This is a genomic window from Duganella rhizosphaerae, from assembly GCF_040364205.1.
GTDB lineage: Bacteria > Pseudomonadota > Gammaproteobacteria > Burkholderiales > Burkholderiaceae_D > Rugamonas > Rugamonas rhizosphaerae.
The window spans coordinates 1-25,311 of sequence record NZ_BPWK01000010.1; the positions used below are offsets into that span (position 1 = coordinate 1).

Below are 25,311 nucleotides of genomic sequence, written 5' to 3' on the forward strand. Positions count from 1 at the left end.
CATAGCAAGTTGGTCCCACCCCTTCCCATCCCGAACAGGACCGTGAAACAACTCTGCGCCGATGATAGTGCTGCAACCAGTGTGAAAGTAGGTTATCGTCAGGCTAGTTATATAGAAAAAGCCCCTTCTGGTGATCCAGTCGGGGCTTTTTTGCGTTTATTCGGCCGAAGGGGCAGAAGATTGGTTGGACCAATCAAGCTGCTTCCATCCTACTGACGACGTAATCAATGTGCGCCTGCATGGCCGTGCGTGCCGCTTCCGGCCGGCGCGCGCATATCGCCAGGCAGATGGCGCGGTGTTGCTGCAGAAGCTGGCCCGAGACTTCGGCATCGAGCGCCCGCAGGCTGGATCCGTTCAACGTAATGTGCTCGCGCAGGATGCCGAGCACGCTGGCGTGCAGATGCAGAAACATGCTGTTGTGCGACGCCAGTGCTATCGCTTCGTGCAGGCGGGCGTCGATCGCAGCTTCCACCGCCTGGTCGTCGCTAATGCGGGCCTGCTCCAGGCTGTTCAATAAATTGCGGATCTGTCCGTGTTCCTCTTCATTGCCGCGCAGCGCCGCATAGTAGGCCGTCGCGCCTTCCAGCACCCGCCGGAATTCCAGCACATCGGCCAGCACGGCCGGATGGTCGGTCACCAGCTGTCCCCAGGGCGACGCCGTGCTGGTGCGCAGCTGGTCGCTGACGAATACGCCGGCCCCACGCCGGCTGCGTAACAACCCCCGCGCCACCAGGCGCTGCAGCGCCTCGCGTATCGTATTGCGCGACACCTCATATTGTTCCGCCAGCGCGCGCTCGGCAGGCAGGCGCGCGTTGGCCGGATAAGTGCCGTCCAGCAGAGCCGTCTCCAGCTTGCGCAACACTTCCTCGACCAGTCCGCTTGTTTTCATTGTGACGCTCTCCTGTGGTCTCTGCTGGTCCAACCAATTTGCGACGGCCTCGCTGCACGGGAATTATGGTGCTTGTCCGACGAATAAGCAAAAACAGAGGAGACCTCATATGCAAGCGCGACACTATCCGCCCGGCCCGGACCTGGCCCATCCACACGTCTACCTGTTCGGCACCTGCGTGATCGACTTGTTCATGCCCGAAGCCGGACTCGATGCCGTACGCCTGCTGGAGCGCGAAGGTCTGACGGTACATTTCCCGCGCGGCCAGAGCTGCTGCGGCCAGCCCGCCTACAGCAGCGGCAATCCCGAACAGGCGCGCGCGGTGGCGCGGGCACAACTTGATCTGTTCACCCAACCCTGGCCGGTCATCGTGCCGTCCGGCTCTTGCGCCGGCATGATGCGCCACCATTGGCCGACGCTGTTCGACGACGACCCGCGCGCCGCCGCCCAGGCGCGTGAGTTGTCGGAGCGCGTCTACGAACTGAGTGAATTCCTGCTGCACGTGCTGCACGTGAACTTTGCCGACGCGCCGCCACAGCCGGACGAACAGGTGGTGCTGCACACCTCCTGCGGCGCGCGGCGCGAGATGGGCACGCGTGCCCACGGCGTTGCCTTGCTCGACGCGCTGCCCGGCGTAAGGCGCGTGGAACACGCCCATGAGTCGGAATGCTGTGGATTCGGCGGCACCTTCTCACTCAAGCATGACGACATTTCCGGCGCCATGGTCAGCGACAAGATCGCCGCCGCCTGCGCCACCGGTTGCGAGCGGCTGGTTTCCGCCGATTGCGGCTGCCTGCTCAACATCGGCCACGCCGCCAAGCGGCAAGGCGCACCGCTGCAGGTGGAGCACCTGGCCAGCTTCCTGTGGCGCCGGACGGGAGCGGCGGCATGAGCGCACGCGAACGCATACTGGGCAAGCTGCTCGCCGCCGCACCGGCTCCCGGCATGCCGATACGCGAGCTGGAAGACCGCATCAACGTCCACCACGTGCGCGGCCCATTGCGCGGGGCTACATGCACCGAACTGGCCGACACACTGGAGCGCGTGATGACGTCGGTGCGCACCGACGTATGGCGCGTCGACGCCAACAGCTGGCCCGCGCTGCTGGCGCAAAAGCTCGCGGCCGCCGGTGTAGGCAGCCTGCTGATGGACACCAACGCTGCCGAAGGCGCCGCGCTGGCAGCAGCCTTGCCCGCCGCAGTGCGAGCCGTGGCGTTCGACCGTCCGCTGGAAGAATGGAAGGACCAGTTGTTTGCGGACGTGGACGCCGGCTTTACCGTGGCGCGCTCGGGCATCGCCGCCACCGGCACGCTGGTGCTGGCGCCCGATGCGGGCACGCCGCGCACGGTGTCGCTGGTGCCGCCACTGCACGTGGCGCTGGTTTATGCGAGCACGCTGCATGCGGACCTGCATGCGGCGATGCACGCCGAAGCCTGGAGCGCCACCATGCCAACCAACCTGGTGCTGGTGTCCGGCCCGTCGAAGACTTCGGACATCCAGCAAACGCTGGCCTATGGCGCACACGGTCCACGCGCGCTGTGGGTGTTCATCATCGACGACTGCGATGCATTGGAGGCGACAGCATGAACGCTCCTTTGAAGTTTATCCCGCCGGCCGATTTTCGTGCCCGCGTCAGCGACGCGCTGCAAGACTCCAAACTGCGCGGCAGCATGCGCGGCGCGATGGACTTCCTGCAGGATAAGCGCCGCGCGCAATTCCCCGACGGCGATGAACTGGAACGGCTGCGCGATCTGGGCGAAGCGGTGCGCCAGCACGCGCTGGCCCATCTGCCGCAGCTGCTGGTGCAGTTCGAAGCCAAGTTGCAAGCGGCCGGCGCGCAAGTGCACTGGGCCGCGACCGCCGACGAAGCGAACGCCATCATCCACGAAATCGCCCGGCGGCGCGGCGCGCGCAACATCATCAAGGGAAAGTCGATGGCCAGCGAGGAAGTGGAGCTGAACCACTACATGGCGCAACACGGCATCGACTGCATCGAATCCGACATGGGTGAATACATCGTGCAACTGGCGGGCGAGAAGCCGTCGCACATTGTCATGCCGGCGGTGCACAAGACCCGCGCCGACATCGGCGCGCTGTTCGAGCAGCACATCCCGGGCATGCCCTACAGCGAAGACGTCGACACGCTGATCCAGGCCGGCCGGCGCGCGCTGCGCCAGGCCTTTGCCGACGCCGATATCGGCCTGTCCGGCGTGAACTTCGCGGCGGCCGATACCGGCACCCTGTGGCTGGTCGAAAACGAGGGCAACGGCCGCTTGTCGACCAGCGTGCCCGATGTGCACATCGCCTTGATGGGCATCGAAAAAGTCGTGGCTAAGCTGGAGCACATCGTACCGCTGGCCAGCCTGTTGACACGCTCGGCAACCGGGCAGGCGATCACCACCTATTTCAACCTGATCACCGGACCGCGCCAGACCGGCGAAATGGACGGGCCGCGCGAACTGCACGTGGTGTTGCTCGACAACGGCCGCACGCAAGCCTATGCCGACGAGCAGCTGCGCGCCACGCTGCAGTGCATACGCTGCGGCGCCTGCATCAACCACTGTCCGGTCTATGCGCGGGTGGGCGGCCACGCCTACGGCACCACCTATCCGGGCCCGATCGGCAAGATCATTTCCCCGCACCTGCTGGGGCTTGAAGCGACCGCCGACCTGGCGACCGCCTCCAGCCTGTGCGGCGCATGCGGCGAGGTGTGTCCGGTACGCATACCGATACCGGCCCTGCTGGTGCGCCTGCGCACCGAGGCCAATCGCGATCCGGCGCAAAAAGTTGAACGTGCGCTGCGCGGGCAGGGCGCCAGTTTCAGTCGCAGCGAGCGGCTGGTGTGGCGATTCTGGAGCGGCGCCTTCGCGCGGCCTGGTGTGTATCGCTGGTTCCGCTGGGCGGCCACGCGGCTGCGCGCGTTCACGCCGCGCAGCCAGTTGGGATGGACCCGTCACCGCGAACCGCTCAAGCCGGCCGCGCGCAGCCTGGCCGACCTGCTGCGGGAAAGGGGGCAGGCCGAATAGCGTGGTATTGGCGCCTCGGCATGGGGTGAATAATTTTCACCGCTGCGGCTAATTCATTTCATCTTTTCGCACCACCGAAAGCCGGCGCCGCGCCTTTACACTCGTCGCATCTTTTAGCTCTACAAAAAAATACTTGTACTCTTGGAGGAGACCGCAATGCAAACCTGGAATCAGATTTACGCACCGCTAGGCAGTTTGGGGCTGTCGGCACTGGTTGCCGCCGTACCGATCATTTTCTTCTTCCTCGCGCTGGCGGTACTGCGCATCAAAGGCCACGTCGCCGCCGCCGTGACCTTGGCGCTGGCACTGGCAGTCGCCATCTTCGCCTACGGCATGCCGGTGCCGCAGGCGCTGGCCGCAGCGGGCTACGGCTTCGCCTACGGGCTGTGGCCGATCGCCTGGATCATCGTCACCGCGGTGTTCCTGTACAAAGTAGTGGACCGCACCGGACAGCTCGATATCATCCGCGCCTCGGTGCTGTCGATTACCGATGACCAGCGCCTGCAGATGCTGCTGATCGGCTTTTCGTTCGGCGCCTTCCTCGAAGGTGCGGCGGGCTTCGGCGCGCCGGTGGCGATCACCTCGGCGCTGCTGGTCGGCCTGGGCTTCAATCCACTGTACGCGGCGGGCCTGTGCCTGATCGCCAATACGGCGCCGGTGGCGTTCGGCGCGATGGGCATTCCCATCATCGTGGCCGGCCAGGTCACCGGCATCGACGCCATGCAGATCGGCGCGATGGCCGGCCGCCAGTTGCCGCTGCTGTCGCTGGCGGTGCCATTCTGGCTGGTGTTCATGATGGACGGCAAGCGCGGCATCAAGGAAACCTGGCCCGCTGCGCTGGTGGCCGGCGGCAGCTTCGCCGTGACGCAGTACATCACCTCGAATTTCATCGGCCCTGAACTGCCGGACATCACGTCCGCCCTGGTCAGCCTTGGTTCGCTGACGGCGCTGCTGAAAGTGTGGCAGCCGGCCAGCGCCAAAGCCGGCGCGCGCAGCACCATCTCGATGGGTGGCGGCACGGCTGCAATGGCGACCTTCGGCGGCGGTTCGTCCACCGGCGCGGAGCCGCGTATTCGCAAGCAGTCGCCATACAGCACGGCGCAGACGGTGCGTGCATGGGCGCCATTCGGCATCCTGACCGCCATCGTCACCGTATGGAGCCTGCCGCAGTTCAAGGCGCTGTTCGCCGGCAGCGGTGCACTGGCCGGCACCGTGATGAAATTCCACGTGCCGTATCTGGACCAGATGGTGGTCAAGATGACGCCCATCGTGGCTGCGCCCAAAGCCTATGAGGCGGTGTTCAAGCTGGACCTGCTGTCGGCCGTCGGCACCGCGATCCTGTTGTCCACGCTGGTCTCGATGGCGCTGCTGCGCTTCAAACCGATGGCCGGCCTGCGCGCGCTGGTCGATACGGTGGTTGAACTGCGCCGTCCTATCCTGTCCATCGGCCTGGTGCTGGCGTTTGCGTTTGTCGCCAACTATTCCGGCATGTCCTCGACACTGGCGCTGGTTTTGGCCGGCACCGGTGCCGCCTTTCCGTTCTTCTCGCCGTTCCTCGGCTGGCTGGGCGTGTTCCTGACCGGATCGGACACTTCATCGAACGCCTTGTTCTGCTCCCTGCAAAACACCACGGCGCACCAGATCAATGTATCGGACACCTTGCTGGTGGCGGCCAACACCACCGGCGGCGTAACCGGCAAGATGATCTCGCCGCAGTCGATCGCCGTCGCCTGCGCCGCCACCGGATTGGTGGGGCGTGAATCCGAGTTGTTCCGCTTTACCCTCAAACATAGCCTGCTGTTCGCCACCATCGTTGGTATCATGACGGTATTGCAGGCGTATGTATTCACGGGGATGGTGCCACACTGACGCCGTCTCCCAGCCCTGCCAAGGGATTGTGAAAGGCGCATAACCATGCCCAGACGTTTCCCCCCAGTGCACGCGTTGTCCGCCTTCGAGGCGGCGGCGCGTGCCGGTTCATTTGCGGTCGCCGCGCAGCAGCTGTGCATTACGCCGTCGGCGTTGTCGCACCGTATCCGCCTGCTGGAGGAGTTTGTCGGCGACCGTTTATTCATACGCGACGGCCGTTCGCTGACGCTGTCGGCGTTCGGCCGCAGCTACCTGGACGTGGTGTGCCAGGCGCTGCGCACGCTGACGGATTTCCCGCTTCCACATCGCAGCGCGCCGGTTCAACCGCGCGTCAAGATCACGGTGCCGCCAACCTTCGCGCGCTACCTGCTCATGCCGCGCCTGGCCGAGTTCACCGCAGCCCATTCCGAGATCGTGGTCGAAGTCTTCCTGTCGGTGCCCCTGTATGATTTGTGCCTCAACGAGACGGACCTGGAAGTACGTTTCGGCGCCGGAAAATATCCAGACATGGTGACCACGCGGCTGTTTGGCGAGCCGGCGTTTGCCGTCGCCAGCCCGGCATACCTGGAGCGGATCGGCGGCCTGGAGACGCCGGCCGATCTGAAGAAGGCCACCTTGCTGCGCTCCGCGCTGGAGCAGTGGAAACCCTGGTTCGAGCAGGCCGGCCTGGATTGGCCGGAGCCCGTCGACGCGCTGCGTGTCGACGATCTGGGCCTGCTGCTGGAGGCGGTGCGTCATGGCCACGGTGTGGGATTGACGCGACAACACTTCGCGCAGGACATGATCGCCAGCGGCGAAGTGGTGCAGCTGTTCGACGTGCGCCTGGCGTCGCCGCCGCACGCCTATTACGTCGTGTACGAGCAGAGCGCCCGCGCCCGGCCGGAGGTGACGCTGTTCATCGACTGGCTGATGGCCGCCTACCCCGATCACGAACGCGACGCATGAAAAATCTGCGCTCCAGCGGTTAATTTTTTTCACCGCTGGAGCGCGCCGCGGGCCGCTACACTGGACGCCATTTCCATCGCATCCAAGGCCACTCATGAACGCGCCGCTCGCACCACCGTCACTGCTGCACGACCGCAAGCAGGCCATACTGGCCGCGCTGCGCGGCCTGCTTCCACCGCATTGCCTGCTGTCCGAGCAGGAGGATACCCGACCCTACGAATGCGACGGCCTGACAGCGTACCGGCAGCTGCCGCTGGCCGTGGCGCTGCCCGAAACGGAGGCGCAACTGATCGAGCTGCTGAAGGCGTGCAGCGCACTGCAGGTGCCCATCGTGCCGCGTGGCGCGGGCACGGGCTTGTCCGGCGGCGCGATGCCCATCGCCGATGGCATCGTCATCTCGACCGCGAAAATGAGCCGCATCCTGGAGCTCGATCCGCTGGCGCGCACGGCGCGCGTGCAGCCCGGCGTGCGCAACCTGGCGATCTCCGAGGCGGCCACGGCGCATGCACTGTACTACGCGCCGGATCCGTCGTCGCAGATCGCCTGCACCATCGCCGGCAACGTGGCCGAGAACTCGGGCGGCGTCCATTGCCTCAAGTACGGCCTGACCCTGCACAACGTGATGCGGGTGCGGATGGTGTCGATGGATGGCGGGATTGTCGAACTGGGTGGCGCCGCGCTTGACGCGCCTGGCCTGGACCTGCTGGCGGTATTCATCGGCTCCGAGGGCATGCTGGGCGTGGTCACAGAGGTGACGGTGCGCCTGATTCCGAAGCCGCCGCTCGCGCGGGTGATCATGGCGTCGTTCGACGATGTCGTCACCGGCGGCGATGCGGTGGCGGAGGTGATCGCCGCCGGCATTATCCCGGCCGGCCTGGAGATGATGGACCGCACCAGCGTGCGCATGGTCGAGCCTTTCGTCAAGGCGGGCTACGACACCGACGCCGCCGCCATCCTGCTGTGCGAATCGGACGGCATGCCCGAAGAGGTGGCTGAGGAAATCGAGCGCATGAGCGAGGTGCTGCTGCGCGCCGGCGCCAGCGCCATCGCGGTGTCGCGCAGCGAGGCGGAGCGGATGCGCTTCTGGTCCGGCCGCAAGAACGCGTTTCCGGCGGCGGGTCGTCTTTCACCCGACTACTACTGCATGGACGGCACCATCCCGCGCAAGCGCCTGGCCGAAGTCCTGCAGGGCATCGCCGCCATGGAGCAGACCTACGGCCTGCGTTGCGCCAACGTGTTCCATGCCGGCGACGGCAACCTGCATCCGCTGATCATGTTCGACGCCAACCAGCCCGGCGAATTCGACCGCGCCGAACGCTTCGGCGAGGCGATCCTGGCCCTGTGCGTGGAAGTGGGCGGAACGATCACCGGTGAACATGGCGTCGGCATCGAGAAGATCGACGCCATGTGCGGGCAGTTCACCGTGAACGAAGTCGCCGTGTTTATCGGCGTGAAGCGCGCCTTCGATGGCGCCTTCCTGCTCAATCCGAACAAGGCCATACCCACGCTGGACCGCTGCGCCGCATACGGCAAGCGGCAGGTGCGCGGCGGCGTGTTCAAGTTTGTCAAGCAGGTGGCAGCATGATGATGGAATCGATAGTGAACCAGTTCCGCGACCGCATCGTGGCCGCCGGCGCGGCGCGCACGCCGCTGCGCGTGCGCGGTGGTGGAAGCAAAAACTGGTACGGGCAAGCACCGGAAGGCGAAGTGCTGGAGACGTCCGCCTGCCAGGGCATCGTCGCCTATGAGCCGACCGAGCTTGTGGTTACCGCGCGTTGCGGCACGCCGCTGCGGGAGCTGGAACGGGAATTGGCGCTGCAGGGGCAGATGCTGGCGTTCGAGCCACCTCATTTCGGCCCCGGCGCCACCGTGGGCGGCATGGTGGCAGCGGGGCTTTCCGGCCCGCGCCGCCAGAGCGTCGGCGCGGTGCGCGATTTCGTGCTCGGCGTGGTGCTGATGGACGGCCGCGGCGACCTGCTGCGCTTTGGTGGGCAGGTGATGAAGAACGTCGCCGGCTACGATGTTTCGCGCCTGCTGGCTGGATCGCTGGGCATGCTGGGACTGGTGCTGGAGGTGTCGCTGAAAGTGCTGCCACGGCCGACGGCGGAAGCGACGCTGCGGCTGGAACTGGGACAGGAGGATGCCTTGCTGCGCCTGAACCGCTGGGCCGGACAGCCGCTGCCGCTGTCGGCGTCCTCGTGGCATGACGGCGCGTTGACGTTGCGCCTGTCCGGCGCGCGGGCGGCGGTGGCGGCGGCCGCCCAGCATATCGGCGGCGAGTCGCTGGATCCGGAAGCGGCCGCGCTTTGGTGGAGCGACTTGCGCGAACACCGGCATGCGTGGTTCGCGCAAGCGGAGATGCCGCTGTGGCGGCTGTCGCTGCCGTCGACGACGCCGGCGCAGTCGCTGTCCGCACTGGACGACGGCATGCAGCTGATCGAGTGGGGCGGTTCGCAACGCTGGCTGCGCAGCGCGGCCGATCCGATTGCGCTGCGCGCGCGGGCGGCGGAGCTGGGCGGCCATGCCACCATGTTCCGCGGCGGCGACAAGCGGCACGGCGTGTTCCAGCCGCTGGCGCCGGCCGTACACGCGATCCATCGCAAGCTCAAACAGCAGTTCGACCCGGCCGGCATCTTCAATCCCGGCCGCATGTACCGGGACCTGTAATCATGCAAACCAATCTGGCAGAACAATTCAAGAACACCGCCGACGGCGACGAGGCCGAGGCGATCCTGCGCGCCTGCGTGCATTGCGGCTTCTGTACCGCGACCTGTCCCACCTACCAGCTGCTGGGCGACGAGCTCGATGGGCCGCGCGGCCGCATCTATCTGATCAAGCAGGTGCTGGAAGGGCAGGCGGCCACGCAGCGCACGCAGCTGCATCTGGACCGCTGTCTGAGCTGCCGCAACTGCGAGAGCACTTGTCCGTCCGGCGTGCAGTATGGGCGCTTGCTCGACATCGGCCGCAAGGTGGTCGAGCAGCAGGTGGGGCGGCCGGCGCGCCAGCGTTATCAGCGCCTGCTGTTGAAGGAGGCGCTGCCGCGCGCCTGGCTGTTCCGGCCCGCGATGAAGATGGGCCGCATGGTGCGTCCGCTGTTGCCGCCGGCGTTGCAGGAAAAGGTGCAGTCTGCGCCGGTGGCCGGCGACTGGCCGCGCGGCGGGCAGTCGCGCAAGATGCTGTTGCTGGACGGTTGCGTGCAGCCGGAGATGGCGCCGAATATCAACAGCGCCGCCGCGCGCATCCTGGCGGCGCTGGATGTGGAACTGGTGGTGGCGCCGCGCGCCGGCTGCTGCGGCGCGATCCGCTACCACCTGGCCGACCACGACGGCGGGCTGGACGACATGCGGCGCAATATCGATGCGTGGTGGCCGCTGCTGGAAGCCGGCGCGGAAGCGATCGTCATGACCGCCTCCGGCTGCGGCGCCACGGTCAAGGAATACGGCCATCTGCTGCGGCACGATCCCGTGTATGCCGACAGGGCGCGGCGGGTCTCCGATCTGACGCGCGACATCAGCGAGATCCTGTGCGACGAACGGGAAGGCTTGCTGGCGTTGCTGAAGCGGCGGCCACCGGCCGAGCCGGTGGCGTTTCATCCGCCGTGCACGCTGCAGCATGCGCAGCGCATACGCGGCAAGGTCGAAGAGCTGCTGCGCGCGGCCGGCGTCGACGTGCGCCTGTGCGCCGACAGCCATCTGTGCTGCGGCTCGGCCGGCACGTATTCGCTGCTGCAGCCGGAGCTGTCGCACCAGCTGCGCGACCGCAAGCTGTCCGGTCTGCAGGCCACCGGCGCGTCCCGCATCGTGTCCGCGAATATCGGCTGCCAAAGCCATTTGCAATCGGGGACGCCGCTGCCGGTGGGGCACTGGATCGAATTGATCGACCAGATGCTCGCTTAGTTGTTCATGCGCTGGGTATGCGTCCACTGGTGGTCGGACGCGTACACCGCCGAGCTGTAGGTGCGGTAGGTCTGGCCTTCGCCCGGCCACGGGTTCATGATGTACACGTAGTTCACGCCGTTGGCGGTTTCATAGCCGCGTCCCACCATGATGTGGCCGCCGCCGCCGGTCCAGCCATAGCGGATCACGAACGGCCGGTTGGCGTTGATGTCGGACACCACGCTGTTCCAGGACGAGGCCGAGTTGTAGGCCGTGTTGGCCACGCCCCAGGCCTTCAGGATGTTCTGCACGCTGCCATTGCTGCCGTACATGCTGTTGGGCTGGTTGGCGTTGCTGTTCCAGTTGAAGTTCGTGTTGCCGCAAGCGTAGTTCAGGCCGAAGGCCCAGTTGACGATCTGGCACTGGCTGGGTGTTTGCCCGTAGAAGTTCAGTACGGCCTTGCTGGAGCCGGCCCAGCACCACTGGCTGTGCTCCTGCGTGACCAGCGGCACGTTCAGGGTTTTCCATTGCGCGAAGGCGGATGGCAGCGCTGCCAGCAGGGCTGCGCTCAAGATCAGGTGGTTGAGTTTTTTCATGTGGATCTCCTTGTGTCAGGCGCGGCGGCTCAGCGCGCGCTTTCCAGGTTTTTCTTGACCGCCGCGCGCAGCGGCTCCAGCAGTTCGCTTGCATCGAGCAAGCCATCGCCGGTTCCTTTGCGTTGCAGCAGCAGCGACTGGCGGGCCGAATGCAGTGGCGCGTAGCGCGCCGCGCCGCCCTGGCCGCCGTGCACCTCCAGCAGGTCGGACTGTGCCTGATAGATGCGCAGCACGCGCACATTCGAGCGCTCCGCGTTGGCGTACGCGCTCATGGCCGCGTCCAGGTCCTTGGCCATCACGGCCGCGCCATAGGCCACCGTCTCCCATTTGCCGTTGACTTGCTCCACCGTTGCCAGGCCGATCGGCTGGTCGGCCAGCGTGATGACGAAGCGCCAGATGCCGGTGGGCTTGGCCAGTGTCCGCAGTTCGCTGCGGCCGGCCAGCAGGTCCGCGGGGGCGACGGTGTAGACCGGGAAGCCGTAGGCGATGCGGGCATCCTTCAGGTCTTGGACGTCGGCCACTTCCAGCGGGAATCCCTGGGGCGCGCTGCCGGCGTGGTTCTGCACCTGGTACTGGACGAATTGCGTGAAGTCGCGTCGGACAGCGCTGCTCGCGCCATCCAGTTGCGCCTGCGGCGAAGCGGCAATCTGCGCGGTCTGCGCCAGCAGCGTGGGGCTGGTCAGACTCAGGCAGCCGGCTGCGGCCAGCCCGAGGAATGTGGAAATACGGGGCATAGTTTCTGTCTCCTTGCATATGGATGGAAAGGGCTGCCGGCATCGGGACGGCGCGGCCATTTTAGGTAATCCAAATTGCAAGTTTGTCGTTTTTCCACAATTGAGACAGATGCTGTGCGAATGTTTGGTTTCCTGACAATCGAAAGGTGGAGCGGTCGATTGTGACGTATTGCAACGTGTCATCACAATTGCTGTCCACGTGCAGATTTGGGTTGTATTATTAGTCCATCGTCATGTTCAATCCACTAGAGGTGCATTCATGTCAGAAGCAAAAAAATATCGTCTGGTAACGCGCAGCGACTTTGACGGCCTGGTGTGCGCAGTGCTGTTGAAACACCTGGATATGATCGATGAGATCCTGTTTGTCCATCCGAAGGATATGCAGGACGGTAAGATCGCCATCAGCGACAACGACATCACCACCAATCTGCCGTTCGTGCCGGGCGTGCATATCGCTTTCGACCACCATCTGTCGGAGACCATCCGCAACACGGGCGAACGCAAGAACCATGTGATCCACCCTGAGGCGCCGTCGGCCGCGCGCGTGGTGTACGACTACTACGGCGCCGAGAAAGCCTTCCCGGCCTCGTGGCACGACATGATGGTGGCGGTGGACAAGGGCGACGCCGCCCGCTTCAACGAGCAGGAAGTGTTGAATCCCGAAGGCTGGGATCTGCTGAATTTCCTGATGGACGCGCGCACCGGACTGGGACGCTTCCGCGAGTTCCGCATCTCGAACTACAACCTGATGATGGACCTGATCGACTACTGCAAGAACCACACGATCGCCGAGATCATGGCCTTGCCGGACGTGAGGGAGCGCAAGGACCTGTACTTCGAGCACGCCGAGAAGTGCAAGGAGCAAATCCGCCGCTGCGCGACCGTGCACAAGAACCTGGTGGTGCTGGATCTGCGCGACGAAGAGATCATCTACGCCGGCAACCGCTTCATCATCTACGCCATGTATCCGCAGACGAATATCTCGATCCACGTGCTGTGGGGCCTGAAGAACCAGAACACCGTGTTCGCCACCGGCAAGTCGATCCTGAACCGCACGTCCAAGACCAATATCGGCGCGCTGATGCTGGAGTACGGCGGCGGCGGGCATGAGAACGCCGGCACCTGCCAGGTCGACAATGAGCGTTCGGAAGAGGTGCTGGAAGCGTTGATCGCCCGAATAAATTCGGAAGGCTGACCGGATAAGAAGACGGCGCTCAGTGAGCGCCGTTTGTTTTTAATTTACGCCTCTTCTTTTTCAGGAAGAGCGATCTGGTTGTCGATGCTGAACTGGTAGTCCTTGAACACGTGCTCGGCGGTGAGCAGCTGGTACTCGCCGCTGGCCTTCTTGTGCGTGGTGTCTTTCAGGCGGTAGGTGTAGTGCCCGCAAGTCCAGCAGTTGAAGTTGCGCATGTGGGTGCACAGGCAGGTCTTGTCCATCACCACGATGTTCTTCTCGTCCGGATGCGCCGCCACTTCGCGGTTGTAGGAGTTGATGTAGGCGCAGTTGCCGGTCGCGTCCAGCAGATAGCCATACGACTCGCAGCCCGGACGGATGCCGGCGCCGATCGCCGGCGTGCTCTTGAGCATGCGCATCGGGTAGCCGGTCGGCGAGATGCCGTTGACGATGATGTCCTCTTCCGACGCCTTGAAATATTCCTGCTTGACCTTGGCCGGCAGGCCGCATTCGTTGGTCACGGTGAAGCGGGTCGCCACCTGCACGCCCGCCACGCCCGCTTCCAGGAAGCGTACCGCATCGCTGCCGGTGAAGATGCCGCCGGCCGCGATCAGCGGAATCTCGAGGTTCTCCGCCTTCAGGTAGTCCAGCAGTTCCTGGGTGATGGTCATCAGGTCGTACTCGGCCCAGTCCATGCCGAAGCCCAGGTGGCCGCCGGCCAGCGGGCCTTCGACGATGATGTAGTCGGGCAGGCGGTCCAGCTTGGCGTTCTTGCGCAGGAAGATCTGCAAGGCGCGCACCGACGAGACGATGATGCCCAGCTTGGCTTCGCGGAAGCGCGGGTGGTCGGCCATCAGCGCGAACGAGCCGAAGTGCAGGCCGGCCGACAGCGTGATGCCGTCGATGCCGGCGTCCAGCGCCGCATTGAGGCGGGTGCGCAGGGTTTCGCGCGGGCCGTTCATGGTCAGCTTTTCCATGCAGTTGACGAAGATCAGGCCGGGGCCTTGCTTCGCCGCCATGGTGGCGCCGATATGGCGGCGCTGCGCGTCGGCCAGGCGTTCCAGGTCGAACTGCACCACGGACTTGTCCATGTTGTTGATATTGAATTTGTAGAGCTTGGTCTTGTCCTTGACGAAGCTGGTGTCGAACTTGCGGTCCGACACGTCTTCCACCATGGCGTCCGAGATATGGCCGATGCCGCCCAGGCGGGCCGCTTCCAGCGCCAGCTCGGACGTCGAAATATCCACGCCCATGCCACCGACCATGATGGGCACGTACTCGTTTTTGCCAAAGCGCAGGCGGAAATCATCAACACGTTTCATTGCTATCCTTAGACTACCGTAGTGGTTGCCGGGAACAAAGCCCGGCGCTATGCGTAATATGCGGTCGCGCGGCAGTACACCTTGCATGGAGCCCGGTTCGATTCTACTCCATGTGTACTACAGCATTGTGACGCCGCGGCGGGCGTCGCGGGCAGAGGGTCAGTCGCGGAAGTTGTTGAATTCCAGCGGCATTTCCGGCACGTCCTTGCGCAGCATGGCCATGGCCGCCTGCAGGTCGTCGCGCTTGGCGCCGGTGACGCGCACCGCTTCGCCCTGGATGCTCGCTTGCACTTTCATCTTGCTATCCTTGATGACGCGCACGATCTTCTTGGCATCGTCGGATTCGATGCCGTTTTTGATCTTGATCACTTGCTTGACCTTGTCGCCGCCGATTTTCTTGATGTCGCCGTCTTCCAGGAAGCGCACGTCGACCTTGCGCTTGGACAGCTTGTTGGTCAGCACGTCACGTACCTGTTGCAACTGGAATTCGGAGTCGGCAACGACGGTCAGTTCGTTTTCCTTGTGCTCGACGGAGGCGCCGGTACCCTTGAAGTCAAAACGGGTGGCGATTTCTTTTTGAGATTGCTCGACGGCATTCTTCACTTCGATCATATCGGCTTCGGAGACTACATCAAACGACGGCATAACTATTTCCTTTTCGTGTGGCATGCAGCATGAATCAAACCCGCTGCATCAAAGACTGACATTTTAACGGACAACCGGCCCGATGCCGCCATATCGGCGCTGGTTTTTTACTTGTTTCGCTCTATAATCGATGAAATTTCCCAGGTTTTTCCTCCATGCATCCACAGTCAGCCATTCAATACCAGTTTCCACTCCAGTCTCTTAATACATTCGGCATTGCGGCCACGGCGCACGCGTATTTGCGCGTGACCAAAACAGAGCAACTGCTCGGCGTTTTTGCCGATGCCGCCTGGGTTTCTGCGCCCAAGCTGGTGTTGGGCGGCGGCAGCAATTTGCTGCTGACCGGAGACTTCCCCGGACTGGTTTTGCATATCGCATTGCAGGGCCGTGAAGTGCTGGCCGGCGATGAGCGTCACCATCACGTGCGCGCGGCGGCCGGCGAGAACTGGCACGAGTTCGTGCAGTGGACGCTGGCGCAAGGCGTGGGCGGGCTGGAAAACCTGTCGCTGATACCGGGCACGGTGGGCGCGGCGCCGATCCAGAACATCGGCGCCTACGGCCTGGAGACCAAGGACGTGTTCCACAGCGTGACGGTGTTCGATCCGTCGGACGGCAGCACGCGCACGATGGATGCCGCCGCCTGCCGCTTCGGTTATCGCGACAGTATCTTCAAGCAGGAGGGCGGCCGCCACCTGATCATCCTCGACGTCTGCTTCGCGCTGCCCCGGCAGTGGCAGCCCAACCTGCGCTACGCCGAACTGGCGCAGGCGGTGGCGGAGCAGGGCCTGGCCGCGCCGAGCGCGCAGCAGGTGGCCGACACGGTGATCGCGATCCGGCGCCGCAAACTGCCCGATCCGGCGGTGATCGGCAATGCCGGCAGCTTCTTCAAGAACCCGGTGGTGACGGGCGCGCAGTGCGCGGCGCTGCTGGCGCGCTTCCCGACGCTGGTGCACCACGCGCAGCCGGATGGCAGCGAGAAGCTGGCTGCGGGCTGGCTGATCGATCAATGCGGATGGAAGGGACGCAACCTGGGCGCGGCGGGTGTGTACCCGAAACAGGCGCTGGTGCTGGTGAATAACGGCGGCGCGCGAGGCGCCGATGTGGTGGCGCTGGCGCGTGCGATTCAGGCGGACGTGCAGGCGCGCTATGGCGTGCTGCTGGAGCCGGAACCGGTGTTTGTATGATTGAGCGGTGTCGCAACCCGGTAAGGCAGGGTCAGACCCCGTACGGGGTCTGACCCTTGGGCGCCGCCGTGCGGGGTTAGCCGAAGTGGCAAACGTAATCGACCGTCTCGACGGTCTCGATATCAAAGCTCGAATTGCCGCCCACTTTGAATTCCTGGCCCGCCGCGTAGGTCTGCCATTCGCTGGCGCCGGCCAGGCGCACCTTGCATACGCCGCCGATAATCTCCATCGTTTCCGGCGCGCCGGTGTTGAAGGTCAGGCTGGAAGGGAAAATCACGCCGACGCTTTTCTTGCTGCCGTCGGCAAAGATCACATTGTGCGAAACGCATTTGCCGTCGAAGTAGATATTCGATTTCTTGACGACGCTGACTTGATCAAATTGAGCACTCATACTGCTGTTTTTCCTTGGTTCGATACGGAGGGGAGACCAGGCAGGTCGGCCGCGTTCACCACGCGGTTGCGGCCACCGCGCTTGGCGGCATAGAGTGCCTGGTCGGCTTGCTGGATCAGCTGTTCGATGCTGGAGGCGGAAGACGGCACCACGCTGGCCACGCCGATCGACATGGTAACGGTGGAGAACTCGGTATCCGCCTGCGGATTCTCGACGGCCAGCTGTTCCAGGTGGCGGCGGCACGACTCGGCCACGATCAGTGCCCCAGTCAGTGGTGTATCCGGCAGGATAATGGCGAATTCCTCGCCGCCGTAGCGCGCGGCCAGGTCGGCCGGTCGCTTGAGATGTTCGGTCAATACGGCGGCCACTTTTTTCAGGCACAAATCGCCCGCCAGGTGGCCGAAGCTGTCGTTATACAGCTTGAAAAAATCGACGTCGCACAGCAGCAGCGTCAAAGGCTGCTTGTCGCGCTGGCCGCGCTGCCATTCGAGGTGCATGGTGTCGTCGAAGCTGCGGCGGTTGGCGATGCCGGTCAGGCCGTCGAGCGCCGCCAGCTTTTGCAGTTCGATGTTGGCGTCGGCCAGCTGCTTCTGGCTCTCGCGCAAGAAGCGGAAGGCCTGATCGCGCTGCAGCCGGTTGATATGGGCGCCGGAGTGGTAGCGCACGCGCGCCAGCAGCTCCAGCTTGTCGGGCAGCTTGACCATGTAGTCGTTGGCGCCGGTGGCGAAGCTGTGCGCCTTGAGCTTCGGGTCCTCCTTGGCCGAGAGTACGATCACCGGCACGTTGCGCAGCTCCTCGCACCCGCGATACAGCTGGATCATGCCGAAGCCGTCGATCGACGGCATCACCAGGTCCTGCAGGATCACGGTCGGCTGCAATTGCCGCGCGCTTTCCAGGGCCAGGGTGGCGTCGGTCACGTAATGGAACTCGATATCGGCCTGGTCGCTCAACATGCGGCGCACCGCCTCGACGATGATCAACTGGTCGTCCACCAGCAACACCCTGACCTTGAAGGCGGTCAGCGTCTGTTCCGGATCTGCTGCGGTTGCGTGTACTTCGGACATCAGTGTTCTCTTTAAAGGTAAATCAGCCGCGGCCACCCAGGGTGCTGCGCAAGACCGGGCCGATCTTCGCCAGCGGTAAAATCATCTGTGCCGCATCCAGCTCGGCGGCGGCGCGCGGCATGCCGTAGACCGCGCTGCTGGCCTGGTCCTGGGCGATGGTGGCATGGCCGGCGCGGCGCATGGCCAGCAAGCCTTCGGCGCCGTCGCGGCCCATGCCGGTCAGCAGCACGCCCACCGCTTCGCCCCTCCAGTGCTGCGCCACGCAGTGGAAAAACACGTCGACCGAAGGGCGGTAGGCGTAGTCCTTGGGGCTTGCATCGTAACGCAAGCGATAGTTTTGATCCAGCGTTAAGTGGTCGTTGCTCTTGGCGATCAGGACGGTGCCGGCCACCAGTTCGTCGCCTTCCTCGATGGCGCGCACCGGCATCTCCAGCTGTTCGCCCAGCCAGCGGGCGAAATTGTCGGCGAAGTGCTGGTCGATGTGCTGCACCACCACCACCGCGCAGCCGCGCGGCGGCGTCCATCCCGCCAGCATCTTGGAGACCGCCACCGGGCCGCCGGTGGAGGCGCCGATCGCCAGCAGCGAGGTGACGCGCTCCATGCCGTCGTGCGACTCGGCGCCGTTGCCGCCGGCCGCCGTCTTGGGCATCATCGCCTGGCTGCCGCCGCTGTGGCGTATCAGCTTGTCCATGGTGCGGATCTTGGCCAGCAGTTCCGCATCGCCGCCGGGCTGGCCTTGCAGTACCGGAGTCGCCGTGACGTCCAGCGCGCCGGCGCCCAGCGCGCGGAATACCTGGTTGACGTTGTCCTGCGGCCGCCCGGTCACCACCAGGATGGCGCACGGGCTTTGCTCCATGATCTGCCTGGTCGCCTCGACCCCGTCCAGCACCGGCATGTTCAGGTCCATCAGGATCAGGTCAGGACGGTTGTCGGCGCACATACGCACCGCCTCGGCGCCGGTGCGGGCGATCCACAGCACCTGGTGCTCCGCAGTGCTGGCGACGACCCGCCGCAGCGCTTCGGCTGCCATGGCGACATCGTTGGCGATGGCGATTTTCATCTGCGGGCATCTCCTATCAGATCGTTGACGGCGTCGAGCAGCGTCTCGTCGTGGAAGCTGCCCTTGGTGAGGTAATAGTCGGCGCCGGCCGAGAGCCCGCGTGCGCGGTCTTCGGGACGGTCCTTGTAAGAGACTATCATGACTGGCAGTTTATGCAGGTGAATGTCCTTTTTGATCAGCGTGACCAGTTCGATGCCGTCCATGCGCGGCATGTCGACGTCGGTGATCACCAGGTCGTAGTCGCCGCTGCGCACCACGTTCCAGCCGTCGATGCCGTCGATGGCGATATCGACCAGGTAGCCGCGGCCGAGCAGCAGCTTGCGCTCCATCTCGCGCACCGTGAGCGAATCGTCCACCACCAGTATGCGCTTGGTCTTGCGGCGCTCGACCTGGTCGGACTTGGCCAGTTGATGCAGGCTGCCTTCGTGCAGCAGCTTGTCGATCGACAGCAGCAGGTCGGGCACGTCGAGGATCAGCACCGGCTCGCCGTCGTCGAGCAGGGCGGCGGCGGAGATGTCGCGCATCTTGCCGAAGATCGGGTCGAGCGCCTGCACCGCCAGGCTTTGTTCGCCGCGTATCGCTTCCACCACCAGCGCGTAGCGGCGCGCGCCGCTGCCCATGACGACCACCGCCAGCTCGTCGCCGCTGGCGTCGGTGTCGCCCAGTTCCAGCACCTGGGAGGCCGAGACCAGGCCAAGGTGCTCACCGCCGAGATCGAAGAACTGCTTGCTCTCGAGCGTGTGGATGGCCGACTGCGGGACCTTGACCACACGCTCCACCTGCACGATGGGCACGGCGTAGGCCTCGCCCTTGATGTCGACCACCAAGGCGCGCACGATCGATTGCGTCAGCGGCAGCGTGATGAAGGTGCGGAAGCCAACGCCCAGTTCCGATTCGATGCGCACGGTGCCGTTTTGCGAACGTATGGTTTCGTGCACGATGTCCAGGCCCACGCCGCGTCCGGAAATCTCGGTGGTGTTTTCCTTCAGGCTGAAGGCCGGCAGGAACAGGAATTCCAGCAGCTCGGCCGGCGACAGCGAGGCAGCCATCTGCGGGCTGGCCATCTTGCGTTCCACCACGCGGGCGCGAATTTTTTCCAGGTCCACGCCGCGGCCGTCGTCGCTGATCTCGATGCTGAGCATGCCGGCCCGATGCTTCGCTTCCAGCACGACGGTGCCCACGGCGGGCTTGCCGGCGGCGATACGACCGTCCGGCGCGTCCATGCCGTGGTCGACGGCGTTGCGCAGCATATGGTTGAGCGGACTTTCGATCTTGGCCAGGATGTCGCGGTCGACCAGCGTGTCCTCGCCGATGATCTGCAGCTGCACGTCCTTGCCCAGGCTTCGGGCCAGGTCGCGCACCATGCGCGGGAAGGCCTGCACGCCGTCGCGGAATGGGCGCATGCGCAGCGTCAGCACCTCGTCCACCATGCTTTGCGAAACGGCCAGCAGGCGGCGCTCGTAGGCCTCGATGTCGGCAATGTGCTCCAGCACGAACTGCTTGAGTGGGTGGGTCTTTTGCAGCGCCAGCAGGGACTTTTCTTTCAGGCCGGCGTCGCTGCTGTTGGCGATCGCCTCGTGCAGTTGCTCGACCAGCGCGAACAGGCTGCTCTGGTTGCGTTTGAAGCGCTGCATGTCCTGGATGAAGGGATGCATCTGGTGGGCGTTGATGCGCGACTCGCTGGCCAGCGACAGCAGCCGGTCGAAGTTCTGCGCGGCCTTCAGCGCCGCCGGCGTGCGCGGCGCGATAGCCGGGGCTTCCTCGGCGACCGTGGCCGGCGCTGCTACGGTGTCGACGGCAGGCGTGTTGGCTGCACTGGGCGCGCCGGGTGGCGGCAGGCCGGCTTCCGCCCGCAGGTTCACCGGCTCGGGCAGGAAGGCGATGGTGGCGATGGCGTCCAGCGTCTGCCTGATCAGCGCGGCGTTGGCGGCCAGCCAGGCGTCGACGCCGCTGTCCTGCAGGCGCGAAAGCTGGAGGATCAGGTCGACGCCCGCCAGCAGCACGTCCACGCGGTTGGGCGAGAGCGCCAGCTTGCCGCGCTGAGCGGCGATGAAGGCGTCCTCCATGCCATGCGCCAGCTGCACCACCACTTCCAGGCCGACGATGGCGGCCGCGCCCTTGATCGAGTGCGCCGCGCGCATCATCGATTCGAGGGCGCCGGCGTCGTCCTTCAGGCGCTCCATGGCCAGCAGGCCGTCGGTCAGGATCTGGGTCTGGCTTTCGGCCTCCATGCGGAACAGGTCCAGCATGGAAAACTGGCTCAGGTCTCCGTTGCCGTTGTTATCGCCGCTCTGGCTCATCGCAGTACCCTCGCAAGTTGGTAACCGATCAGCGCCGCGTCGAGCACGCCGATATGCATGTCTTCATGCGCAATCACGCCCGACAGAAAGCGCGACAGGCCCTTGTTGATGGTGGCGGCCGGCGCCTGCACCGCGGCTGTGGCGTAGCGCAGGATGCCGTGCAGGTCGGCCACCGGCAGCGCATAGGCCTGGTCCTCCCATTGCGTCAGCAGCAGACGCGCAAAGGTGTGGCGGTTGGTGGCTGCTTCGCCCTCGTTTTCATCGATGCCCAGCAGCGCCGCCAGCGACATGCAGGGATACAGCGTGCCGCCGACGTTGACGATGCCGCTCAAGCCGCGCTCCGCGCGGTGCGGCAGGCGGTGCGGCTTGGCCTGTTGCGCCACCGAGACGAACATTTTGGTCGGCAGCGACAGCCATTCGCGGCCGATGCGGAACACCAGGCAGGAGGCGTCCAGCTGCTGCGCGCCGGCGGCGGCCTGGCGGAAGTGGGCGGCCCAATCTTTTTTGTAATCGTCGCCGACGGCGCGTTGCAGGTTGCGCTGGGCCGCGGCCGCGTACACTTCGCAGTTGCGGCAGTGGACCGCCTGTTCCAGCTTCTCGCAGCTTTGGTCGCCGACGACGCCGATGCGGTTCCAGCAGTCGTCGATGCTGGCGATGGCGATGGCGATAGGGGAGGTGGTCGTATTCATGGTGGGGCGCCCTTAAGATCCTTGCTGGCGTTTGTAGATGCGCGCGGCGCGGGCTTTCAACGCGGTGGCGGCGCCGGGGTCGTTGTTGGTCTCTGCCAGCAGGGCCAGGTGGCACAGCGCTTCGTAATGATCCGGTTGCAGGTAGATGCAGCGCTTCCAGTAGTCTTCCGCGAGCTTGTGCTTGTTCGTCAGTTCGTTGACCAGGCCGAGGATGAAATAGGCTTCCGCCGAATCGGGCGCTTGCGCCAGATGGTCGCGGCTGGTGTTCTCGGCTTCCTTCAGTTGTCCCAGGTCGGCCAGCCGGCGTGCTTCGGCCAGCAGGTCGGTGGCGGCCGGTGGAGCCGGCGCCGGGACGGGTACGGGCGCCAGCCGGTGCGCCGGCTTCGCCACCGGCGCAGGCGCAGATATGGGCGGCGGCGCGGCACGGCGAGCGGTGCGCGGCGCCGCCTTGGCAGGCGGCTTGAAGGCAGGCGCCCCCCGCGCGCCTTCCTTCCTCAGGCCGAAAGCCTGCGGATACTGGAGCGGCGTAAAACCGTGCTGGCAAAACGACGGCACCTCGGCGTAGCCGGCGAACAGCAGGCCGCTTTCGCCCAGCAAGGCTTCCAGCTTAGCGATGGCCGCCTTGGTGGTGGGCTTGTCGAAGTAGATCAGCAGATTGCGGCAAAAGATCACGTCGTAGTGACCTGTGCGCGCGCCCAGGTCGAACTCCAGCAGGTTGCCCTGTTTGAAGCGCACCTGCTGGCGCAAGGCGTCGCTGATGCGATAGTCGTCGCCGTCGCTGCCGAAGTGGCGGTCGCGGAAGCCCAGGTCCTGGCTGCGGAAGGCGTTGCGGCCGTAGACGCCGCTCTTGGCGCGCGCCACGCAACCGGGGCTGATGTCGAAGGCGTCGATGATGTAGCTGTCGCGCGGCACGCCGGCGTCGGCCAGCACCATCGCCATCGTGTACGGTTCCTCGCCGCCGGCGCAGGGCACGGACAGGATGCGCACCATGTGGTTGGCGTCGGCGGCCAGGCGCGCGCGGACAAATTCGAGCGCCGCCTGGAAGGCTTGCGGATCGCGATAGAACCACGACTCCGGCACCACCACCAGTTCCACCAATGCGGTCAGTTCCTCCGGCGTCATCCGGTCCAGATAGGCGTCCTGGTTGGCGGCGGGGTGTTGCTCCATGCGGTGCTTGATCGCGCGGTCGACCACGGACCTGGACAGCGTCAGGCCGGTCGCCTCGTGCAGCATGGATTGAGCGGGTGTCATGTCTGGAACAGCATCGCGCGCAGCGACGCCGGCAGCAGTTGTTCAAGTTCCACCAGTTGCAGCATGCCCGTCGCGTCGCTGGCGACCTGGCCGAGGAAGGGCGCCGCCAGCACGCCGCTGTTGGCCAGCTGCGCTTCGGCCACCTCCTGCACGCCCAGCACGCGTTCCGCGCGCAAGCCGAGCAAATGGTCCGTGCCTTCCGGCGCGTGGTAGTCCACCACGATGATGCGGGTGTCGAAATGATCGGCGCCGCTGGCCATGCCGCTGGCGCGGCACAAGTCGATCACCGGCACCGACTGGCCGTGGAAGTCCATCAGGCCGGCGACTGCGTCCGGCGCCAGCGGCAACTGCTTCAGTTCCAGCAGCGGCAGCACGCGCACCACATCGCGCAGGCGCAGGCCGTAGCGGTCGGCGCCGATGTGGAAGATCAGCAGTTTCATCGCACGCTCCGCTCAGGCCGCGACGGCAAAGTTGGCGACGCTGGTTTGCAAATCTCCCGCCGCGTACTGCAACTGGTGCACCGCTTCGCTGGTGGCCTTGAGCGATTCCACGGTCTGCTGGGTGGCGTCGTTCAGCTGCATCATGGTCTCCGAGATCTGCTGCGCGCCCACCGCCTGCGACTGCATCCCTTGCAGCACGGCGTCGAACTGCGGCGCCAGCTTCTGCACCTGGTCCATCACGCCGGACAGCTGGTCGGTCACCTGGCGCACCTCGCCCACGCTGCGGCGGATCTCTTCGGAGAATTTGTCCATGCCCATCACGCTGGCCGACACCGCCGACTGCATCTCCTTGAGCATCTGTTCGATGTCCCAGGTGGAGACCGAGGTCTGGTCGGCCAGGCGGCGGATTTCGGTGGCCACCACCGAGAAGCCGCGTCCCGCCTCGCCGGCTTTCTCGGCTTCGATGGCTGCGTTGAGCGAGAGGATGTTGGTCTGGTCGGCCACCTTGGTGATGGTGATCAAAACGCTGTTGATGTTGGAGGCCTTTTCCGACAGGGCGGCCAGCTTGGCGTTGATCGAATCGGTGGCCGAGACCATGTGCTGCATGGTGCTGTCCATGCGGCGCAGGTTGGTCTGGGCGTCGGCGGTGGCGCTGGTGGTGTAGTCGGCCACCGCGGTGGCGTCCTCCATGGTTTTCAACAGCTGCGAGGTGTTGGTGGAGATTTCCTTGGTGGTGCTGAGGATCTCGACGCTGGTCTGGGCCTGTTCGATGCCGGTGGCTTCCTGTTGCCGGGCGGAGGCGGCGATCTCGGTGGCCGAAGTGGTGACCTGGATGCCGGCCTTCTGCACGTTGTTGAGCAGCGCGCGCAGGTTCTCGAACATGCGGTCCAGGCCATGCGCCAGCTGGCCGATGGCGTCGCTGCCGGCCACCTCGATCTTGCCGGTCAAATCGCCGGCGGCGGCCCTGGAGACCACGCCGAGCAGCGAGTCGACCTTGGACTTGAGCAGGTTGGTGGCGGCCAGTTCGTTGGCCTGGTTGTCCTGGATCGATTGCGCCATGCGGTTGAACTCCGTCGTCACCCGGCCCAGTTCATCGGCCGACAGCACCGCCGCCCGCGCCGACTGTTCGCCGGCGGCGATGCGGCCCACCGCGTGCGTCAGGTTGTTCAATGGCGTCAGCAGCGAACGTCCCAGCAGCCAGGCGATGGTGGCCGACAGCACCACGCAGGCAAGGCCGCCGGCGCTCAGCACCAGCCGCATGGTCTCCTGCAAGCGGCTCGATGCCGCGGAGCGTTGCGCCAGCAGTGTGCGTTCCTCTGCCGTCGCCTGGTCCAGGGTCTTGTAAATGTCGTTGATCGCGACATTGCCGTTGGACAGGGACCCGGTGTGCCCCATGATGTCGGCGGCGCCCGGCTTGTCGCCCAGGTCATGGCGTTCGGCCAGCTGCGCCTCGATGACTTCCTTGGCCCACTTGGCAATCATGCCTTCCAGCGCCTTGAAGCGCGCGACCTGGGTCGGATTGTCGCCGGTGAGTTTTTGCAGCGCCTGGAGGGAGCCGGGCAGGTCGGACAGTTCCTTGTGCGTCTGGTCGAAGCGCTTGGCGGCGCCGGTCAGGTAGTAGCCGCGCGCCTCCACCTGTACTTGCAGCAGGTCGTTGCGCAACTGGTCGACGGACTGGATCACTTCCATCGTATGCCGGTCCCACCCGTTCGCCTCGGACAGGCTGTTGAAGCGGTTGTAAGCGATCGACAGCAGCACCAGGATGATGGCGAGGATGGCGCCAAAACTCAGATACAGCTTGCTCTTGATGCTCAAATCTTTATACATTTTTTCTCCAGACGCCGCAGTGGTCGCGGC

At 65.0% G+C, this 25,311-nt stretch carries 23 protein-coding genes and 1 rRNA gene; 11 read left to right on the forward strand and 13 right to left on the reverse strand.

The features are described from left to right. Positions 1–104 (forward strand): 5S ribosomal RNA (gene rrf / locus RUGAMON1_RS20645); the annotation flags it as partial. 89 nt (positions 105–193) lie between these two features. Here the strand turns inward: rrf and RUGAMON1_RS20650 are convergent. Further along, positions 194–889, reverse strand: coding sequence for a FadR/GntR family transcriptional regulator (locus RUGAMON1_RS20650; protein WP_445232300.1), 696 nt, complete (start codon positions 887–889; stop codon positions 194–196). Positions 890–998: 109 nt separating this feature from the next. On the opposite strand from RUGAMON1_RS20650, the gene RUGAMON1_RS20655 reads away from it, so the two are divergent. From RUGAMON1_RS20655 to glcF, 8 genes are all read left to right on the forward strand, one after another. After that, complete coding sequence (locus tag RUGAMON1_RS20655; RefSeq protein WP_445232301.1) at positions 999–1,781, forward strand: (Fe-S)-binding protein; 783 nt, start codon at positions 999–1,001, stop codon at positions 1,779–1,781. Then, the gene (locus tag RUGAMON1_RS20660; RefSeq protein WP_445232302.1) at positions 1,778–2,476 is read left to right on the forward strand and encodes a LutC/YkgG family protein; all 699 of its coding nucleotides are present in this window, start codon (positions 1,778–1,780) and stop codon (positions 2,474–2,476) included. The genes RUGAMON1_RS20655 and RUGAMON1_RS20660 overlap by 4 nt, the downstream gene beginning before the upstream one ends. After that, a complete protein-coding gene (locus RUGAMON1_RS20665; RefSeq protein ID WP_445232303.1) occupies positions 2,473–3,915 on the forward strand; it encodes a LutB/LldF family L-lactate oxidation iron-sulfur protein in 1,443 nt (480 codons plus the stop codon). Before RUGAMON1_RS20660 ends, RUGAMON1_RS20665 begins: the two co-directional genes overlap by 4 nt. A gap of 156 nt (positions 3,916–4,071) precedes the next feature. After that, complete coding sequence (locus RUGAMON1_RS20670) at positions 4,072–5,784, forward strand: lactate permease LctP family transporter (protein ID WP_445232304.1); 1,713 nt, start codon at positions 4,072–4,074, stop codon at positions 5,782–5,784. A 45-nt stretch (positions 5,785–5,829) separates the two neighbouring features. Next, positions 5,830–6,729, forward strand: coding sequence for a LysR substrate-binding domain-containing protein (locus tag RUGAMON1_RS20675; protein WP_445232305.1), 900 nt, complete (start codon positions 5,830–5,832; stop codon positions 6,727–6,729). A 94-nt stretch (positions 6,730–6,823) separates the two neighbouring features. Beyond that, positions 6,824–8,314 (forward strand): FAD-linked oxidase C-terminal domain-containing protein, encoded by a 1,491-nt coding sequence (locus tag RUGAMON1_RS20680; RefSeq protein ID WP_445232306.1) that lies wholly within the window; start codon positions 6,824–6,826, stop codon positions 8,312–8,314. Continuing rightward, positions 8,311–9,396, forward strand: coding sequence for a glycolate oxidase subunit GlcE (gene glcE, locus RUGAMON1_RS20685; RefSeq protein WP_445232307.1), 1,086 nt, complete (start codon positions 8,311–8,313; stop codon positions 9,394–9,396). The genes RUGAMON1_RS20680 and glcE overlap by 4 nt, the downstream gene beginning before the upstream one ends. 2 nt (positions 9,397–9,398) lie before the next feature. Further along, entirely contained in the window at positions 9,399–10,625 is a 1,227-nt protein-coding gene (glcF, locus tag RUGAMON1_RS20690; protein WP_445232308.1) for a glycolate oxidase subunit GlcF, read from the forward strand. Here glcF and RUGAMON1_RS20695 read toward each other — a convergent pair. After that, positions 10,622–11,200, reverse strand: coding sequence for a C39 family peptidase (locus RUGAMON1_RS20695; protein WP_445232309.1), 579 nt, complete (start codon positions 11,198–11,200; stop codon positions 10,622–10,624). The two genes, glcF and RUGAMON1_RS20695, sit on opposite strands and share 4 nt — an antisense overlap. Positions 11,201–11,229: 29 nt before the next feature. Then, positions 11,230–11,934: a hypothetical protein gene (locus RUGAMON1_RS20700; protein WP_445232310.1), complete on the reverse strand. Its 705-nt coding sequence runs from the start codon at positions 11,932–11,934 to the stop codon at positions 11,230–11,232. Between the two features lie 259 nt (positions 11,935–12,193). Between RUGAMON1_RS20700 and RUGAMON1_RS20705 the strand changes: the two genes are divergently transcribed. Beyond that, the gene (locus tag RUGAMON1_RS20705; RefSeq protein WP_445232311.1) at positions 12,194–13,129 is read left to right on the forward strand and encodes an exopolyphosphatase; all 936 of its coding nucleotides are present in this window, start codon (positions 12,194–12,196) and stop codon (positions 13,127–13,129) included. Positions 13,130–13,173: 44 nt separating this feature from the next. Here RUGAMON1_RS20705 and RUGAMON1_RS20710 read toward each other — a convergent pair whose 3' ends face one another. Then, the gene (locus tag RUGAMON1_RS20710; protein WP_116994053.1) at positions 13,174–14,430 is read right to left on the reverse strand and encodes a nitronate monooxygenase; all 1,257 of its coding nucleotides are present in this window, start codon (positions 14,428–14,430) and stop codon (positions 13,174–13,176) included. Between the two features lie 159 nt (positions 14,431–14,589). Further along, positions 14,590–15,075 (reverse strand): YajQ family cyclic di-GMP-binding protein, encoded by a 486-nt coding sequence (locus RUGAMON1_RS20715; protein WP_020705685.1) that lies wholly within the window; start codon positions 15,073–15,075, stop codon positions 14,590–14,592. Positions 15,076–15,230: 155 nt separating this feature from the next. Here RUGAMON1_RS20715 and murB point away from each other — a divergent pair, with 155 nt between their 5' ends. After that, on the forward strand, positions 15,231–16,259 hold the full coding sequence (gene murB / locus RUGAMON1_RS20720) for a UDP-N-acetylmuramate dehydrogenase (protein WP_445232312.1): 1,029 nt from the start codon (positions 15,231–15,233) through the stop codon (positions 16,257–16,259). A gap of 76 nt (positions 16,260–16,335) precedes the next feature. On the opposite strand, the gene ppnP is transcribed toward murB, so the two are convergent. Genes ppnP through RUGAMON1_RS20760 form a run of 8 tightly spaced genes read right to left on the reverse strand, consistent with a single transcriptional unit; the run spans position 16,336 to position 25,281 of the window. Continuing rightward, positions 16,336–16,650: a pyrimidine/purine nucleoside phosphorylase gene (ppnP, locus tag RUGAMON1_RS20725; protein ID WP_020705687.1), complete on the reverse strand. Its 315-nt coding sequence runs from the start codon at positions 16,648–16,650 to the stop codon at positions 16,336–16,338. Then, the gene (locus RUGAMON1_RS20730) at positions 16,647–17,714 is read right to left on the reverse strand and encodes a diguanylate cyclase (RefSeq protein ID WP_445232313.1); all 1,068 of its coding nucleotides are present in this window, start codon (positions 17,712–17,714) and stop codon (positions 16,647–16,649) included. Before RUGAMON1_RS20730 ends, ppnP begins: the two co-directional genes overlap by 4 nt. A 22-nt stretch (positions 17,715–17,736) precedes the next feature. Continuing rightward, entirely contained in the window at positions 17,737–18,774 is a 1,038-nt protein-coding gene (gene cheB / locus RUGAMON1_RS20735; RefSeq protein ID WP_445232314.1) for a chemotaxis-specific protein-glutamate methyltransferase CheB, read from the reverse strand. Further along, on the reverse strand, positions 18,771–21,074 hold the full coding sequence (locus tag RUGAMON1_RS20740; protein ID WP_445232315.1) for a hybrid sensor histidine kinase/response regulator: 2,304 nt from the start codon (positions 21,072–21,074) through the stop codon (positions 18,771–18,773). The genes cheB and RUGAMON1_RS20740 overlap by 4 nt, the downstream gene beginning before the upstream one ends. Next, positions 21,071–21,763 (reverse strand): chemotaxis protein CheW, encoded by a 693-nt coding sequence (locus RUGAMON1_RS20745; protein ID WP_445232316.1) that lies wholly within the window; start codon positions 21,761–21,763, stop codon positions 21,071–21,073. Before RUGAMON1_RS20745 ends, RUGAMON1_RS20740 begins: the two co-directional genes overlap by 4 nt. A 12-nt stretch (positions 21,764–21,775) precedes the next feature. Next, positions 21,776–23,014 carry a CheR family methyltransferase gene (locus RUGAMON1_RS20750; RefSeq protein WP_445232317.1) on the reverse strand — a complete coding sequence of 413 codons (1,239 nt, stop codon included), beginning with the start codon at positions 23,012–23,014 and terminating at the stop codon, positions 21,776–21,778. After that, positions 23,011–23,454 (reverse strand): chemotaxis protein CheW, encoded by a 444-nt coding sequence (locus RUGAMON1_RS20755; protein ID WP_445232318.1) that lies wholly within the window; start codon positions 23,452–23,454, stop codon positions 23,011–23,013. Before RUGAMON1_RS20755 ends, RUGAMON1_RS20750 begins: the two co-directional genes overlap by 4 nt. A 12-nt stretch (positions 23,455–23,466) precedes the next feature. After that, a complete protein-coding gene (locus RUGAMON1_RS20760) occupies positions 23,467–25,281 on the reverse strand; it encodes a methyl-accepting chemotaxis protein (RefSeq protein WP_445232319.1) in 1,815 nt (604 codons plus the stop codon). Positions 25,282–25,311: the final 30 nt, after the last annotated feature.